The organism is Micromonospora sp. DT46 (assembly GCF_049841735.1).
Classification (GTDB): Bacteria; Actinomycetota; Actinomycetes; order Mycobacteriales; family Micromonosporaceae; genus Micromonospora; species Micromonospora reichwaldensis.
On the sequence record NZ_JBNCKW010000001.1, the window covers coordinates 467,586 to 482,988 of the forward strand.

Annotated in this window: 12 protein-coding genes; 6 read left to right on the plus strand and 6 right to left on the minus strand. The window is 73.6% G+C overall.

Going from position 1 to position 15,403, the window contains the following annotated elements; genetic code table 11:
* Positions 1 to 13: 13 nt before the first annotated feature.
* On the minus strand, positions 14 to 964 hold the full coding sequence (locus ACLQ20_RS02120; protein WP_151455640.1) for a hypothetical protein: 951 nt from the start codon (positions 962 to 964) through the stop codon (positions 14 to 16).
* A 5-nt stretch (positions 965 to 969) separates the two neighbouring features.
* Positions 970 to 1,599 (minus strand): MBL fold metallo-hydrolase, encoded by a 630-nt coding sequence (locus ACLQ20_RS02125; protein ID WP_151455639.1) that lies wholly within the window; start codon positions 1,597 to 1,599, stop codon positions 970 to 972.
* Between the two features lie 116 nt (positions 1,600 to 1,715).
* Here ACLQ20_RS02125 and ACLQ20_RS02130 point away from each other — a divergent pair, with 116 nt between their 5' ends.
* Positions 1,716 to 2,726 (plus strand): DUF4349 domain-containing protein, encoded by a 1,011-nt coding sequence (locus ACLQ20_RS02130; RefSeq protein WP_151455638.1) that lies wholly within the window; start codon positions 1,716 to 1,718, stop codon positions 2,724 to 2,726.
* Here the strand turns inward: ACLQ20_RS02130 and ACLQ20_RS02135 are convergent.
* Together ACLQ20_RS02135 and ACLQ20_RS02140 are read right to left on the minus strand one after the other, a co-directional pair.
* Positions 2,683 to 3,942, minus strand: coding sequence for an amidohydrolase (locus ACLQ20_RS02135; RefSeq protein ID WP_151455637.1), 1,260 nt, complete (start codon positions 3,940 to 3,942; stop codon positions 2,683 to 2,685). The genes ACLQ20_RS02130 and ACLQ20_RS02135 overlap by 44 nt on opposite strands.
* Positions 3,943 to 4,649: 707 nt before the next feature.
* Positions 4,650 to 6,233, minus strand: coding sequence for an acyl-CoA mutase large subunit family protein (locus ACLQ20_RS02140; RefSeq protein ID WP_151455636.1), 1,584 nt, complete (start codon positions 6,231 to 6,233; stop codon positions 4,650 to 4,652).
* A 315-nt stretch (positions 6,234 to 6,548) separates the two neighbouring features.
* Here ACLQ20_RS02140 and ACLQ20_RS02145 point away from each other — a divergent pair, with 315 nt between their 5' ends.
* Both ACLQ20_RS02145 and ACLQ20_RS02150 read left to right on the plus strand, forming a co-directional pair.
* Complete coding sequence (locus ACLQ20_RS02145; RefSeq protein WP_425854242.1) at positions 6,549 to 8,615, plus strand: protein kinase domain-containing protein; 2,067 nt, start codon at positions 6,549 to 6,551, stop codon at positions 8,613 to 8,615.
* 47 nt (positions 8,616 to 8,662) lie between these two features.
* On the plus strand, positions 8,663 to 10,387 hold the full coding sequence (locus ACLQ20_RS02150) for a phospho-sugar mutase (protein WP_425853973.1): 1,725 nt from the start codon (positions 8,663 to 8,665) through the stop codon (positions 10,385 to 10,387).
* Positions 10,388 to 10,622: 235 nt separating this feature from the next.
* Here the strand turns inward: ACLQ20_RS02150 and ACLQ20_RS02155 are convergent, their stop codons facing one another.
* Positions 10,623 to 11,300: a GOLPH3/VPS74 family protein gene (locus tag ACLQ20_RS02155; protein ID WP_151457505.1), complete on the minus strand. Its 678-nt coding sequence runs from the start codon at positions 11,298 to 11,300 to the stop codon at positions 10,623 to 10,625.
* 77 nt (positions 11,301 to 11,377) lie between these two features.
* Positions 11,378 to 12,010: a uracil phosphoribosyltransferase gene (upp, locus tag ACLQ20_RS02160; RefSeq protein ID WP_089002050.1), complete on the minus strand. Its 633-nt coding sequence runs from the start codon at positions 12,008 to 12,010 to the stop codon at positions 11,378 to 11,380.
* 132 nt (positions 12,011 to 12,142) lie between these two features.
* Here upp and deoC point away from each other — a divergent pair, with 132 nt between their 5' ends.
* Genes deoC through ACLQ20_RS02175 form a run of 3 tightly spaced genes read left to right on the plus strand, consistent with a single transcriptional unit; the run spans position 12,143 to position 15,356 of the window.
* The gene (gene deoC / locus ACLQ20_RS02165; protein ID WP_311413747.1) at positions 12,143 to 13,102 is read left to right on the plus strand and encodes a deoxyribose-phosphate aldolase; all 960 of its coding nucleotides are present in this window, start codon (positions 12,143 to 12,145) and stop codon (positions 13,100 to 13,102) included.
* 6 nt (positions 13,103 to 13,108) lie between these two features.
* Complete coding sequence (locus ACLQ20_RS02170) at positions 13,109 to 14,539, plus strand: aldehyde dehydrogenase family protein (RefSeq protein ID WP_132231410.1); 1,431 nt, start codon at positions 13,109 to 13,111, stop codon at positions 14,537 to 14,539.
* Positions 14,532 to 15,356, plus strand: a complete 825-nt coding sequence (locus tag ACLQ20_RS02175) for an aldehyde dehydrogenase family protein (protein ID WP_151457508.1) — start codon at positions 14,532 to 14,534, stop codon at positions 15,354 to 15,356. The genes ACLQ20_RS02170 and ACLQ20_RS02175 overlap by 8 nt, the downstream gene beginning before the upstream one ends.
* The last annotated feature ends 47 nt before the right edge of the window (positions 15,357 to 15,403 follow it).

The window sequence follows — 15,403 nt, forward strand, 5'->3', positions numbered from 1 at the left end:
CCGTCCACAGGGGTCAGTCTGCCGCGCCGCCGCCCGACTCGGCATCCCCCTCTTCGGCGTCGAGTGCCTCCACCGCCGCCTCGACCTCGCCGGCGCGGCGGCGCGCGGCCGTCACCGTGCGTTCCGCCCCGCGCCGGGCCAGCCTCGCCCGGCTCAGGTCCTGCTCGGCGACGGCCCGGCGCCGCTCCAGCTCGGCCAGTTCCGCCTCGATCGCGTCCAGCGCGCCGACGCCGTCGCGCTCGGCCGCCGTCGCGCCGGCCAGCTCCGCCTCGGCGCGTTCCTGGTCGGTACGCGCCCTGGCCAGCTCCTTCTCCAGCGCCCGTCGGCGGCGCGCCCGCTCCGCCCGGGCGGCCCGTTCCGCCTGCTCGGCGCGGAGCGCGGCCCGGTCGACGCCGCCCCGCTGCTTCCCGGTCGGCTCGGGCCGGGGCTCCGGCTCCGGCTCCTCCCCGCCGGTCACCAGCCGCAACTGGGGGCGGGGCACCTCGCCGAAGCCGGCGTACGTGGCGGCCCGCAGCAGCCGGCCGGAGCGGACCTGTTCGGCGACGTCGGTGTCGGCCAGCGCGGCGTTGAGGGTGGCCTCCACCTCGCCCAGCGGCAGCTTCCCGGCCGGCGGGGCCTCCTCCGCCCCGGCCGCCAGCTTGCGTACCTCGGCGACGAGCGCGCCGACCACCGCCCGCCGCTGGGTGGAGAGTTCCCGCAGCCGGGGCCCGCGCAGTTCGCGTTGGGCGGTGCGCAGGGCCTCGGCGAGCTGGGCCAGGTCGGCGACCAGCTCGGGGCGGCGGATGGCGAGCAGGTTGACCAGCCAGGCCGCCACGGTGGGCCGGCGCAGCCGGGCGATCTCCCGGGCGGCCTTCGGGTCGCCGGCGCGGCGGGCCTCGGCGACGGCCTCGTCGCGGATCGCGACGAACCGGTCCGGCGGGGTGGTGTAGAGCCGGTGCACCAGCTCTCGGGGCGGGCCGGGCATCGCCGTCAGGCGTCGATCCGGGTGCCCGGTTCGAGCCGGCGGTACTCCACGTCGGACAGCCGGGTGAAGTTGCCGTTGAGCACGTTGAGCCCGTTGTCGTTGAGCAGCCCGTCGTGCAGCGCGTACGCCCGGCGCGGGGCGACCGCCCGGAGGAAGTCCAGCGACTCGGAGAACTTCGTCCACGGCGCGTGGATCGGCAGGAAGAGCGTGTCGACCTGCGCGTCCTCGGGGACGACCAGGCTGTCCCCGGGGTGGTACACCGTGTCGTTCAGCAGGTACGCCAGGTTGTCGATCACCGGGATGTCGGGGTGGATCACGGCGTGCCGGCCGCCGTGGGCGCGTACCGGCACGCCGGCGGCCGTGAACGCCTGTCCGGGCCGGACCGCGTCGAGCGCCTCGGCGGCGTCGCCCAGGGTGTCGGCCAGTGACGCCGGCCCGTGGATGACGAAGCGCCGTCGGTCGAGCTGCCGGGTGACCGCCTCGACGTCGAGGTGGTCGGGATGCTCGTGGGTGATGAGCACCGCGTCGGCCCCGTCGAGCGCAGCCGGATCGCTGAACACGCCCGGGTCGATGACCAGCACTCCCCCGTCGTGTTCCACCCGCAGGCAGGAGTGGGCGTACTTGGTGAGCTGCATCGTGACTCCAAGATTATCGAATCGTGATGTCCTGAGCGCAGTCTGCCGGAACCGACGTGGGGACGCGTCACGTCTGAGGTATCGCCCCGCACGGGGGCGAGGACGATGGAGGCGGGATGGACGGACGGGATCGGCGACGTCGAGGCGTACGGCTGACGGCCGCCGCGCTGGTGGCGCTGTTCGCGCTCGCGGGTTGCGGCAGCGACGCGCGGGACAACGCCGACAGCGGACCGGCGGCGGCCCCAGCGGAGCGGGACCGGGCCGGTGGCGCGGCGGACCAGGCCGGTGGCGCTGCAGACCCGGCGGGTGGCGCGGCGGAGCGGGGTGGCGGCAAGGCCGAGCAGGGCAGCGGCGCCGGCGCACCGGACCTGCGGGTCGACCAGCGCTCCATCATCTACACGGGCACGATGCGCGTGCAGGTGGACGATGTGGACGAGGCGGCGCGGAGCGCGATCGCCACGGTCACGGCGGCCGGCGGTTTCATCGGCGGCGACCAGCGGCGCAGCGCCGACGCGGACGCGCGGGCCGAGCTGGAGCTGCGGGTGCCGGCGGCGAAGTTCCACGGCGTCGTCGACGAGCTGGCGAAGCTCGGCCGGCAGCAGCGGCGGGAGATCCGCACGGAGGACGTCACCGAGCAGATGGTCGACCTGGACGCGCGGATCACCACGCAGCGCGCCCGGGTGGAGAGCGCCCGCAAGCTGCTGGCCCGGGCCACCTCGATCAGCGATCTGGTGTCGCTGGAGAACGAGCTGTCGCGCCGGGAGGCCGACCTCGCCTCGCTGGAGGCGAAGAAGGAGCGGCTGGCGGACCTGACCAGCCTGTCGACGATCACCGTGTCGCTGGTCGGCCCCGACGCGAGCACCGCCGACGAGGAGACCGAGGTCGGCTTCCTGGTGGGGCTCAAGGGCGGCTGGAAGGTCTTCCTGACCTCGATGACCATCCTGCTGACGGTGCTGGGCGCGGTGCTGCCGTGGCTGCTGGCGATCGGCGTACCGGTGGCGGTGCTGCTGGTGGTGCTGCGCCGGCGGCGGCGTACGGCCCCGCCGGCGATGACGCCGACCGGACCGGCCGCGCCGCTGCCGCCTACCGCGCCGCCGCCAGTGCCCGCAGCGCGGTCTGGACCATGAGTCGTACGCCGACCGGGATGGCCCGTTCGTCCGCGTCGAACGAGGCCCGGTGCAGGTCCACGTTCGGGCCGGAGCGGCCGACGCCCAGCCGGGCGAGCGCGCCGGGGACGTACTCCAGGTACCAGGAGAAGTCCTCGCCGCCCATGCTCTGCGGGGTCTCGGCGACGCCCTCCGGCCCGAGCGCGGCGACGGTGGCGCCGGTCAGGACCTGGATGGCCCGGGAGTCGTTGCACACGGGCGGGCGGCCCCGCAGGTATTCCAGGTCGACGGTGGCACCGGTCGGCGCGACGACGTCGCGGACCACCTGACCCACGATCTTGGGGGCCAGCTCCCAGGTGTCGCGGTCCATCACCCGCAGGGTGCCGGAGGCGCACGCCTCGGAGGGGATGACGTTGTAACGGGTGCCGGCCGAGGCGTGGCCGAAGACCAGCAGCAGCCCGCTGTTGGCCGGCACCCGGCGGCTGACCAGGGCCGGCACCTCGGTGATCAGGCGGCCCAGCGCGTCGACCAGGTCGACGGTCAGGTGCGGGCGGGCGGTGTGCCCGCCCGGGCCGGTGAGCCGGACGGTGACGTTGTCGGCGGCGGCGGTGATCGGGCCGACCCGCAGGCCGATCTGCCCGACCGGCAGGTTGGGGTCGCAGTGCAGCGCGAAGATCTGCACCACGTCGTCCAGGCCGCCGGCCTCGATGACCTCCAGCGAGCCGCAGGGCAGGATCTCCTCGGCTGGCTGGAAGATCAGCCGGACCCGGCCGGGCAGCTCGCCGAGGTCGGCGAGTTGGGCCAGCAGCATGCCGACGCCGAGCATCACGGTGGTGTGCACGTCGTGGCCGCAGGCGTGGCAGACGCCGTCCACCGTGGAGCGGTACGGCACGTCCTTCGAGTCGGTCAGCGGCAGGGCGTCGATGTCGGCGCGCAGCGCGACCACCGGGCCGTCGGGGCGGCCGTCGATGTCGCAGATGACCCCGTTGCCCTTCGGCAGCAGCCGCGGCCTCAGCCCGGCCAGGGTGAGCTCCCGGGCGATCAGGGCGGCCGTCTCGAACTCCTCGCCGGAGAGCTCCGGGTGGGAGTGGAGGTGGCGACGGGTGGCGATCAGCCCGGGCACCCGGAGGGCGAGCAGGTGGTCCAGCTCGAACGGCAGGGGCTGGGAGCCGGCCGGCGCCTCCGGCCAGGACGACGCCAGCTGGTTGCCGGTGGGCAGCGTCAACGCACTCGTCACGTCGAAATCTCGTTCGCTAGAGATGGATGGATCATCAGGAACAGCAGACAGCCTAGACCTCCGACGGTGACGCTGCGCAACGTCGTTCCGGTAGCCGTCGGACCGCGCAGCGTCACGTATGCCCTGCTCGGAGCGCTCGTAGATCTGCGGGACAGCAGGTAGATCGCGGTCGAACGCCGTCATCCGCCCCCCACCTCCTACAACGCGTAATCGGCCCGGCCGCCGCGAAATCGATGCCGATCGCAGAGGCCGCTTTTCCGAATTGTCGCATTAGTCGGTCACACCGACGGACACTCCGACAATTACCCGACCATCGCCCGAGCGAGGGCACCCGAGACGGTCACACACCCCGTCGCCGACCAACCGCACACCGTGTGCGTCCACGTCCACCCGGTCGGGTTACCCCCGAACCCGTCCGGCACACGCCGTGGCCGGTCGGCCACGTCGCCCCGCACCGCGCGCGGCCCTCCGGCGGCGTCGCCGGGACTGCTCCACGCGCCCGCGCCGCCGATGGGCGGCCAGCGTCTGCTCCGACTGTAGCGCTCCGCCCCGCACGCCCGCGACCAGCAGGAACGCGCCGTGGGCGGGTCGTTACCCGGACGTGCACCGGCCGGTTACGGCGCACGGGTGAAGCGGCGCCGCACCGGACGCCGACGGCCGCCCGCCCCCGACGCGGCGGGAGGTCGGACGGCCGTCGGCCGACGTGATCAGAACCGGTCGCTCGGGCGGTACAGCCCCCACACCTGGCGCAGGGTGCCGCAGACCTCGCCCACCGTGGCGCGGGCCCGCAGCGCATCCCGCATCGGGTAGAGCACGTTCTCCGTGCCCTCGGCGGCGGCCCGCAGCTCAGCCAGTCCCCGCTCGACCGCCCCGGCGTCGCGCTCGGCGCGCAGCCGCGCCAGCCGCTCGGCCTGCGCCGCCTCGATCGTCGGGTCGACCCGCAGCGGCTCGTACGGCTCCTCCTCGTCGACGGTGAACCGGTTGAGGCCCACCACCACCCGCTCGCCGGAGTCGATCTCCTGCGCGATCCGGTACGCGGACTGCTCGATCTCCCGCTTCTGGAAGCCCGCCTCGATGGCGTCGACCGCCGAGCCGTGGTCGGCCACCCGCTCCATCAGCTCGGTCGCCGCCGCCTCGATCTCGGCGGTCATCGCCTCCACCACGTACGAGCCGGCGAACGGGTCGACGGTGGCGGTCAGGTCCGTCTCGTACGCCAGCACCTGCTGGGTCCGCAGCGCCAGCCGGGCCGCCTTCTCGGTGGGCAGCGCGATCGCCTCGTCGAAGCTGTTGGTGTGCAGCGACTGGGTGCCGCCGAGCACCGCGCCGAGGCCCTGCACCGCCACCCGGACCAGGTTGACCTCCGGCTGCTGGGCGGTGAGCTGCACGCCCGCGGTCTGGGTGTGGAAGCGCAGCATCATCGACTTCGGGTTCTTGGCGCCGAAGTCGTCGCGCATCAGCCGGGCCCAGATCCGGCGGGCGGCCCGGAACTTCGCCACCTCCTCCAGCAGGGTGGTGCGGGCGACGAAGAAGAACGACAGCCGGGGCGCGAAGTCGTCCACGGCCAGGCCGGCCTCCAGCGCGGCCCGGACGTACTCGACGCCGTTGGCCAGGGTGAACGCGATCTCCTGCGCGGGCGACGCGCCGGCCTCGGCCATGTGGTAGCCGGAGATGGAGATGGTGTTCCACTTCGGCACCTCCTTGCGGCAGTAGCCGAAGGTGTCGGCGACCAGCCGCAGCGAGGGCTTCGGCGGGAAGATGTACGTCCCGCGGGCGATGTACTCCTTCAGGATGTCGTTCTGGATCGTGCCGTTGAGGGCCGAGCCGGCGACCCCGTTCTCCTCGGCCACGAGCTGGTAGAGCAGGAGCAGCACCGAGCCGGGCGCGTTGATGGTCATCGAGGTCGAGACCTTGTCGAGCGGGATGCCGTCGAAGAGCAGCCGCATGTCGTCGATCGAGTCGATGGCCACCCCGACCTTGCCCACCTCGCCGTGCGCGATCGGGTCGTCGGAGTCGTAGCCCATCTGCGTCGGCAGGTCGAAGGCCACGGAGAGACCCATCGTGCCGGCCCGCAACAACTGGTGGTAGCGCGCGTTGGACTCGGTGGCGGTGCCGAAGCCGGCGTACTGGCGCATGGTCCAGGGGCGGGAGGTGTACATGGTGGGGTAGACCCCGCGCGCGTACGGAAACTCGCCCGGGCCGCCGAGCCGGGAATCCAGGTCCTCCGGAAGGTCCGCGGCCGTGTAGACGCCCTTGATCGGAAAACCGGACTCGCTTGACCGCGGTTCGCTCATTAGCGGATGGTAGGACGCGCGACGGCGTCGGCGGGTGAGGGATACCGCACACCGGGCGACACGTCGACGGGCATCGACGAGAGGTGAACGCTCGGACACGTACCGTCCAGTTCGACAAACGTCCGCCGCGTCGGGTTTCGCATCGGGCGTCGGAACCAGCAAGATAGGGGGGTTGTGTCCCAGCCCCCCTCGAATTCCCCCGGTGGCTTTTCTGTGACTCAGATCCCGACGTGGAGCGGCGGACCAGTCAGTTCCCCCAACGGACGCGCGACGCCCGGCACGACCATCGGCGAGCGCTACTCGCTGCGCTCGGCGGTGGGCAACGGCGGCATGGGCACGGTCTGGCGTGCCACGGACACACTCCTGCGGCGGGACGTGGCCGTCAAGGAGGTCGTCCTGCCCCCGGGGCTGGCCCCCAGCGACCGCGACGCCATGTACGAGCGCACCCTTCGCGAGGCCCGCGCGGCGGCGGCCATCCAGCACCCGGCCGTCGTCCAGGTCTACGACGTGGTCACCGAGGGCGGCCGGCCGTGGATCGTGATGGAGCTGCTCGACGCCCGCAGCCTCGCCGACATGGTGATCGAGGACGGGCCGGTCGCGCAGCGGGTGGTCGCCAAGATCGGCATCGCCCTGCTCGGCGCGCTGGAGGTGGCGCACGCGATCGGCGTGCTGCACCGCGACGTCAAGCCGGCCAACGTGCTGATCTGCGCCGACGGGCGCTGCGTGCTGACCGACTTCGGCGTGGCCCGGATGCCCACCGACGTGCAGCTCACCACCCCCGGGATGGTGCTCGGCTCGCCGCACTTCATCTCCCCCGAGCGGGCGATGGGCCAGGAGTTCGGCCCGCCGAGCGACCTCTTCTCGCTGGGCGTCACGCTCTACACGGCGGTGGAGGGGCGGCCCCCGTTCGACAAGGGCGACCCGATCGAGACCATGCACGCCGTGGTCGAGGACCCGCCCGCCCCGCCGCAGCGCAGCGGGCCGCTGGCCCGGGTGCTGATGGGCCTGTTGGAGAAGGACCCGGCCCGCCGCCTCGACGTGCACACCGCCCGGGCCATGCTGCGCGAGCTGCTCGCCGGCCCGCTGACCAGCAACGCCGCCGCCGTGAACTCGGTGACCGACCCCTACTCGGTGGTCCCGGTGCAGCGGCCCGTGCCGACCCCGCCGGCCGCCGAGCCGGAGCAGCCGAAGCCGAGCGGGCAGATCGGCGGCCGGGCGATGCTCAACCCCGGCGAGTCGCTCACCGACCGGCTGGCGGCGCTGCGCCGGGGCGAGCGCCCCGCGCAGGCCGCCCTCGCCGCGAGCCCCGCCGCGATGGACGACACCAGCGCCGACGCCCTGGCCGGGCCGCTGCACACCCCCACCGGCGCGATGCCCGCGCCGAGCGGGTCCACGCCGGCCGGCCGCACCTACGGCGGCGCCGAGGCGACCCAGCGGATGACGTCCGGCGGGTCGGACGCCACCCAGCAGCTGCGCACCAACGCCGCCGGCCTGGTCGGCTTCAGCGGCCCGACCGAGGCGACCCAGCGGGTGAAGGCGGGCACGCCCACCTTCGGCACCCCGCCGGAGGCCACCCAGCGGGTGGGCGTCGGAGCGCCCGTCTTCGGCGCACCGCCGCCGGAGGCCACCCAGCACCTCGGCGGCACCTACGGCGGCGGCCAGTGGTCGGTGCCGGGCACCGGGCAGCCGTGGGCGACCCCCGCCACCGCGCCCGCCACGAGCGACTCGGGCGGTGGCTTCGGCGGCCGGGTCGGCGCCGTCGGCAACCAGCTCGTCGGCACCGTCAAGGGCTGGCCGCGCAAGGTGCAGCTCGCCGCCGCCGGCGGCCTGGCCGCACTGCTGCTGATCGGGGCGGTCGTCCTCTTCACCGGCGGCGACGACCCGGCGCCGACCGTCCCGCAGGCCGCCCCGACGTCGCAGGCCCCGGCCGCCGGCGTGCCCGAGATGAAGGAGCACACCGGCAAGGGCGTACGGGTCATGGTGCCGCAGGGCTGGGAGATCAAGAGCGCCGGCAACTGGGTGGACTACGTCGACCCGGAGGACGAGGGCCGCAAGGTCCGGATCCTGGTGGAGGACTTCCGCACCAACTCGATGCGCTGGGCCGAGGTCGCCGAGGACGGTCTGAAGAACCGCTCCAAGTCCTGCGCCAAGCCGTACGCCCAGCTCGCCATGAACGAGGTGCAGTGGGTCGGCAAGGCGGCGGCCGAGTTCGAGTACACCTGCGGCGAGGGTGAGGCCAAGCGGCACGGCGTGTGGCGCGGCGTGGTCCACGAGGGCAAGGTCTACTCGTTCTACCTCACCTCGACCGACACGAAGTTCGCCGACAGCCGGCCGATCTTCGACGAGATGGTGAAGTCGTTCCAGCTCACCGAGGCCGGCTGAGCCCGGGGGAAGCGCGGTGGTGATCCGCCGGCGTGCTATCAAGAGACATGCCGGCGGAAACCACTGACATCGACGACATTCGCGAGCAAGCACGGCGCTGGCTCGACGACGATCCCGACCCGGCCAGCCGGGAGGAGTTGCGGGCGGTGCTCGACCGCCTGCCGGCGAGCGCCCCGGAGCTGGCCGACCGCTTCGCCGGCCCGCTGACCTTCGGCACGGCCGGGCTGCGCGGCCCGCTGCGCGCCGGCCCCAACGGGATGAACCTCGCGGTGGTCACCCGGGCCGCCGCCGGGCTGGTCGGCTGGCTCGCCGCCCAGGGCGGCTCCGGCCCGCTGGTGATCGGGTACGACGCCCGGCACGGTTCCCGCGAGTTCGCCGAGCGGACCGCCCAGGTCGCCACCGGCGTGGGACGCCCGGCGCTGCTGCTGCCCCGCCCGCTGCCCACCCCCGTGCTCGCGTACGCGGTGCGCCACCTCGGGGCGGTCGCCGGGGTGATGGTGACCGCCAGCCACAACCCGCCGCAGGACAACGGCTACAAGGTCTACCTCGGCGCGGAACTGGGCGGGACGCTCGGCGACGGCGCCCAGATCGTGCCCCCGGCCGACGCCGGCATCGAGGCCGCGATCCGGTCGGTCGGGTCGCTGGCCGAGGTGCCCCTCGGGCCGGCCGGTCAGGTGCTCGGCGACGACCTGGTGGCCTCCTACGTGGAGCGGGCCGCCGCCGTCATCGACCCGGACGGGTCGCGCGACCTGGCGGTGGCGTACACGCCGCTGCACGGGGTAGGCGCGGCGGTGCTCACCGCGGCGTTCGCCCGCGCGGGCTTCCCCGTGCCCGGTGTGGTGCCCGAGCAGGCCGAGCCGGACCCCGCGTTCCCGACCGTCTCCTTCCCCAACCCGGAGGAGCCGGGGGCGGTGGACCGGCTGGTCGCGCTGGCCGAGGCGACCGGCGCGGACATCGCCATCGCCAACGACCCCGACGCGGACCGCTGCGCGGTGGCCGTCCGGGACACCGGTCCCGCGGTGAGCAGGCAGGCAGCGGTCGCCGGCCCGGATCAGGCGGCGGCGAACCCGCCCGGCTGGCGGATGCTGCGCGGCGACGAGGTGGGTGTGCTGCTGGCCGACCACCTCATGCGGCGCGGCGTGACCGGCCTGTACGCCACCACGATCGTGTCGTCGTCGCTGCTGCGGGCGATGTGTGCCGCCCGGGGCCTGCCGTACGACGAGACGCTGACCGGGTTCAAGTGGATCGTCCGGGCCGGCGGCGGGACCCAGCCGCTGGTCTTCGGCTACGAGGAGGCGCTCGGCTACTGCGTCGCCCCGGAGCACGTACGCGACAAGGACGGCATCACCGCCGCGCTGACCGTGGCGGAGCTGGCCGCCGGGCTCAAGGCGCAGGGGCGCACCCTGACCGACCGGCTGGACGAGCTGGCCGCCGAGTTCGGCGTGCACCACACGGACCAACTCTCCGTACGGGTGGACGACCTGCGGCTGATCGCCGACGCGATGGCCCGGATCCGGGCCGCCACCCCGACGACGCTGCTCGGGCAGCCGGTCACCGAGGCGCAGGACCTGCTCCCCGAGGCGGACGTGGTGATCCTGCGCACCGGCACCGCCCGGGTGGTGATCCGCCCCTCGGGCACCGAGCCGAAGCTCAAGGCGTACCTGGAGGTGGTGGAACCGGTGGCGGACGGGGACGTCGCCGCAGCCCGCGCCCGCGCCACCGCCGCGGTAGCCACCCTCCGCACGGAAATGGCCAAGACCCTGGGCCTCTGACGCTGCCCCCACCCCCACCCCCACCCCCACCCACCCCGCAGCCAGGCACCCCGCAGCCAGGCACCCCGGGCGAGGCCCGGTGATCAAGAAGTTTGCGTCAGGGAACGCGCCTCTCCAGGACGCAAACTTCTTGATCGACAAGGGCCGGCGACGGGGGCCGCCGGTCGAGGGTGGTGGGTGGTGGGTGGTGGGTGGTGGGTGGGGCGGGGCGGGGCGGGTGGTCCAGGTCGGGTGGTTAGCGGCGGGGGCCCAGGGCGGCGTCCACGGCGCTGCCCAGGGCGGCCACGACGAGGCCGACGGAGGGGCGGACCACGGAGTCGTCCAGGCTGACGGTGCCGGAGAAGCCGGCGCCGCCGGCGATCTCCTCCAGCCGCTGCCGGGCCTCCCGGGCCGCGTCACCGCTCAGGCCGAGCGCCGGCTCCATCCGCAGCACCGCGACCAGGGTGGCCAGGGCCGCCGTCCGCTCGTCGGGCAGCTCGCCGCTGGCCAGCGCCTCGGCGAGCCGGCGTCGGGTGTCCGCCTCGACGGCCGGGTCCACCGTCGGGTAGCGGTGCACGTGGATGAAGCCCAGCTCGGTCTCGTCGACGTCGCGCACCACGCCCTGGGCGCACAGGTCGCCGAGGATCTTGTCGCGCAGGCCGTGCCGCAGCCGCTGCACCCAGGACGAGGGGCTGTGGGGCGTGTCGGCGGCCATGCGGGCGAGGACCCCGTCGACGAGCGGCTCGCCGGTGGGCGTCGGGTCGACCACCGTCAGGGACCCCTCGGAGTACACGATCCGCCCGGCCAGGGCCAGTTCGATCAGCACCGCGGCGGCCATCCCCAGGTCGAGGCTGATCCGCGGCATGGTCGCCTTGCCGGTCTCGTCGTCGTACGCGAGGAGAAGCAGCTCTTCGGCGAGCGCAACACCAGTCATGGCCGGAGACGGTAGCGGCTGCGCGCATCCCGCGCACGGACTCGCGCACGGATTCACGCGCAGCCGCGCGACGGACCTCAGAAGCGGGGCATGCCACCGAACTGGCGGTCGCCCGCGTCGCCGAGCCCCGGCACGATGAACATGCGGTCGTTGAGCCCCTCGTCGATCGAGGCGGTGACCAGGCGCAGCGGCAGGCCGGAGCGCTCCAGCCGCTCGATGCCGACGGGCGCGGCGAGCACGCAGAGCACGGTGATGTCGGTGCAGCCCCGGTCGGCCAGCAGCCGGCAGCAGTGCTCCAGCGAGCCGCCGGTGGCGAGCATCGGGTCGAGCACCAGCACCGGCAGGCCGCTCAGGTCGCGCGGCAGCGACTCCATGTAGGCGCGCGGCTCGTAGGTCTCCTCGTCCCGGGCCAGGCCGACGAAGCCCATCGAGGACTCCGGCAGCAGGCCGAGCGCGGCGTCGGCCATGCCCAGGCCGGCCCGCAGCACCGGTACGAGCAGCGGCGGGTTGGCCAGCCGGGTGCCCTCGGTGCCGGTGACGGGGGTCTGCACCGGGTACTTCTCGACGGGGAAGGAGCGCGCGGCCTCGTACACCAGCATGGTGGTGAGTTCGTGCAGCGCCGCCCGGAACGAGGAGGAGTCGGTGCGCGCGTCCCGCATGGCGGTCAGCCGCGACTGGGCGAGCGGATGGTCAATGACGTGTACGTCCACGATCGCTCAACCTACCGGTCCACCCGTCCCGGCACTGCGGGTGCGGCCGGACCGGCGACCTCGCTCACCACCGCGCCGGCGACAGCACGGTGACCAAGATCACTGTCCGGCCGGGTGCGTAGACTTCGGGGCATGACGGCGACAGCGACGTCGGCCCGGTCGGAGCTCTCCGAGTTGGGACGATCCGAGACCGCTCTGCGGACCTTCCTGCACGGCCTGCCCGGCGTGGACCAGGTCGGCGCGGAGCAGCGGGCGGCACAACTCGGCACCCGCTCCATCAAGACCACCGCCAAGGCCCAGGCCATCGACCTGGCGATCCGGATGGTCGACCTGACCACCCTCGAAGGGGCGGACACCCCTGGCAAGGTGCGGGCCCTCGCGGCCAAGGCGCTGCGCCCCGACCCGGCCGACCCGTCCTGCCCGCACGTGGGCGCGGTCTGCGTCTACCCGGCGATGGTCCCGCACGTTGCCGAGGTGCTGCGCGGCTCCGGCGTGCACCTGGCCAGCGTGGCGACCGCCTTCCCGTCGGGCCAGGCCCCGCTGGAGGTCAAGCTCGCCGACACCCGGGCCGCCGTGGCGGCCGGCGCCGACGAGATCGACATGGTGATCAACCGGGGCGCCTTCCTCGCCGGCCGCTACCAGGAGGTCTACGACGAGATCGTGGCCACCAAGGAGGCCTGCGGCGACGCGCACCTCAAGGTCATCCTGGAGACCGGCGAGCTGGCCACGTACGACAACGTGCGGCGCGCCTCCTGGCTGGCGATGCTGGCCGGCGGCGACTTCATCAAGACCTCCACCGGCAAGGTCCCGGTGGCGGCCACCCCGCCGGTGACCCTGGTGATGCTGGAGGCCGTCCGCGACTTCCGGGCCGCCACCGGCCGGCAGGTCGGCGTGAAGCCGGCCGGCGGCATCAAGACCACCAAGGACGCCATCAAGTACCTGGTGATGGTCAACGAGACCGTCGGCGCGGACTGGCTGGACCCGGACTGGTTCCGGTTCGGCGCCTCCAGCCTGCTCAACGACCTGCTCATGCAGCGCACCAAGCTGACGACCGGCACCTACTCCGGTCCCGACTACTTCACCCTGGACTGAGAGCCGATGTTCGAATACGCACCCGCCCCCGAGTCCCGCTCGGTGGTGGACCTGAAAGCCTCCTACGGGCTCTTCGTCGACGGGGAGTTCGTGGACCCCACCGACGGCGGCACGTTCAAGACGGTCAACCCGGCCTCCGAGGAGGTGCTCGCCGAGGTCGCCGAGGCCGGCGCGCAGGACGTGGACCGCGCCGTCCGCGCCGCCCGCCAGGCGTACGAGAAGGTCTGGGGCCCGATGCCGGGCCGGGACCGGGCGAAGTACCTCTTCCGGATCGCCCGGATCCTCCAGGAGCGCTCCCGCGAGCTGGCCGTGCTGGAGTCCCTGGACAACGGCAAGCCGATCAAGGAGTCGCGCGACGTCGACCTGCCCCTGGTCGCGGCGCACTTCTTCTACTACGCCGGCTGGGCCGACAAGCTGGAGCACGCCGGCTTCGGCGCGAACCCGCGCCCCCTCGGCGTGGCCGCGCAGGTCATCCCGTGGAACTTCCCGCTGCTGATGCTGGCGTGGAAGATCGCCCCGGCGCTGGCCGCCGGCAACACGGTGGTGCTGAAGCCGGCCGAGACGACGCCGCTGACGGCACTGCTCTTCGCCGAGATCTGCCAGCAGGCCGACCTGCCCGCCGGCGTGGTCAACATCGTCACGGGCGCCGGCGAGACCGGCCGGGCGCTGGTCGAGCACCAGGGCGTGGACAAGGTCGCCTTCACCGGTTCGACCGAGGTCGGCCGGGCCATCGCCCGCTCGGTCGCCGGCACCCGCAAGAAGCTCACGCTGGAGCTGGGCGGCAAGGCCGCCAACATCGTCTTCGACGACGCCCCCGTCGACCAGGCCGTCGAGGGGATCGTCAACGGGATCTTCTTCAACCAGGGGCACGTCTGCTGCGCCGGCTCGCGGCTGCTGATCCAGGAGAACGTCGCCGACCGGGTGCTGGAGTCGCTGAAGCGGCGGATGGCCCAGCTGCGCGTCGGCGACCCGCTGGACAAGAACACCGACATCGGCGCGATCAACTCGGCCGCGCAGCTGGCGCGGATCCGGGAGCTCTCCGACGCCGGGTCCGCCGAGGGCGCGGAGCGCTGGTCGCCGCCGTGCGAGCTGCCGGAGCGCGGCTTCTGGTTCGCGCCGACGATCTTCACCGGGGTCACCCAGGCGCACCGGATCGCCCGCGAGGAGATCTTCGGCCCGGTGCTCTCCGTGCTGACGTTCCGCACCCCGGCCGAGGCCGTCGAGAAGGCCAACAACACGCCGTACGGGCTGTCGGCCGGGATCTGGACCGACAAGGGTTCCCGGATCCTGTGGATGGCCGACCGGCTGCGCGCCGGCGTCGTCTGGGCCAACACGTTCAACAAGTTCGACCCCACCTCGCCCTTCGGCGGCTACAAGGAGTCGGGCTACGGTCGCGAGGGCGGCCGGCACGGGCTGGAGGGCTACCTCAATGTCTGAGCGGGTCGCGGTACGCAAGACGTACAAGCTCTTCATCGGCGGGAAGTTCCCGCGCAGCGAGTCGGGACGGTCGTATCTCGTGCAGGACGCCAACGTTTCCCTCGCCTCCCGCAAGGACGCGCGGGACGCCGTGGTCGCCGCCCGCGCCGCCGTGAAGGGCTGGGCCGGGGCGACGGCGTACAACCGGGGTCAGATCCTCTACCGGGTCGCCGAGATGCTGGAGGGCCGGCGCGAGCAGTTCGTCGCCCTCGGCGTGCCCGGCGACGAGGTCGACGCGGCCGTGGACCGCTGGGTCTGGTACGCCGGCTGGTCCGACAAGCTCCCCCAGGTCTACGGCGGCGCCAACCCGGTCGCCGGGCCGTACTTCAACCTGTCGGCGCCCGAGCCGACCGGCGTCGTGGCCGTGGTGGCCCCGGAGTCCCCGGCGCTGCTCGGCCTGGTCAGCGTGATCGCCCCGGCGATCGTCACCGGCAACACGGTGGTGGTGGCGACCTCGCCGACGCAGCCCCTGGCGGCCGTGACCCTGGCGGAGGTGCTCGCCACCTCCGACCTGCCCGGCGGGGTGGTGAACCTGCTCACCGGCCGGATCGCCGAGACCGTGCCGGCGCTGGCCGCCCACATGGACGTCAACGCCATCGACCTGACCGGGGTGGCCGACGCCGAGCTGGCGACGGAACTGGAGGTCAAGGCGGCGCAGAACCTCAAACGGGTGCTCCGGCCGGCCCCGGCCGACCACGACTGGTCCGCCGACCCCGGCATCACCCGGATGACCACGCTGCTGGAGACGAAGACGGTCTGGCACCCCAAGGGGGTGTGACTGTTCTGTCCTGGGTTTTCCGGGGAGCCCCGCCCGCTCCGGGCGGT

What these genes read in the sequence shown, in the direction of transcription:
- ACLQ20_RS02120 (WP_151455640.1), bottom strand. Translation starts at nt 964, where the DNA reads ATGCCCGGCCCGCCCCGAGAGCTGGTGCACCGGCTCTACACCACCCCG.
- ACLQ20_RS02125 (WP_151455639.1), bottom strand. Translation starts at nt 1,599, where the DNA reads ATGCAGCTCACCAAGTACGCCCACTCCTGCCTGCGGGTGGAACACGAC.
- ACLQ20_RS02130 (WP_151455638.1), top strand. Translation starts at nt 1,716, where the DNA reads ATGGACGGACGGGATCGGCGACGTCGAGGCGTACGGCTGACGGCCGCC.
- ACLQ20_RS02140 (WP_151455636.1), bottom strand. Translation starts at nt 6,233, where the DNA reads ATGAGCGAACCGCGGTCAAGCGAGTCCGGTTTTCCGATCAAGGGCGTC.
- ACLQ20_RS02150 (WP_425853973.1), top strand. Translation starts at nt 8,663, where the DNA reads ATGCCGGCGGAAACCACTGACATCGACGACATTCGCGAGCAAGCACGG.
- ACLQ20_RS02155 (WP_151457505.1), bottom strand. Translation starts at nt 11,300, where the DNA reads ATGACTGGTGTTGCGCTCGCCGAAGAGCTGCTTCTCCTCGCGTACGAC.
- deoC (WP_311413747.1), top strand. Translation starts at nt 12,143, where the DNA reads ATGACGGCGACAGCGACGTCGGCCCGGTCGGAGCTCTCCGAGTTGGGA.
- ACLQ20_RS02170 (WP_132231410.1), top strand. Translation starts at nt 13,109, where the DNA reads ATGTTCGAATACGCACCCGCCCCCGAGTCCCGCTCGGTGGTGGACCTG.
- ACLQ20_RS02175 (WP_151457508.1), top strand. Translation starts at nt 14,532, where the DNA reads ATGTCTGAGCGGGTCGCGGTACGCAAGACGTACAAGCTCTTCATCGGC.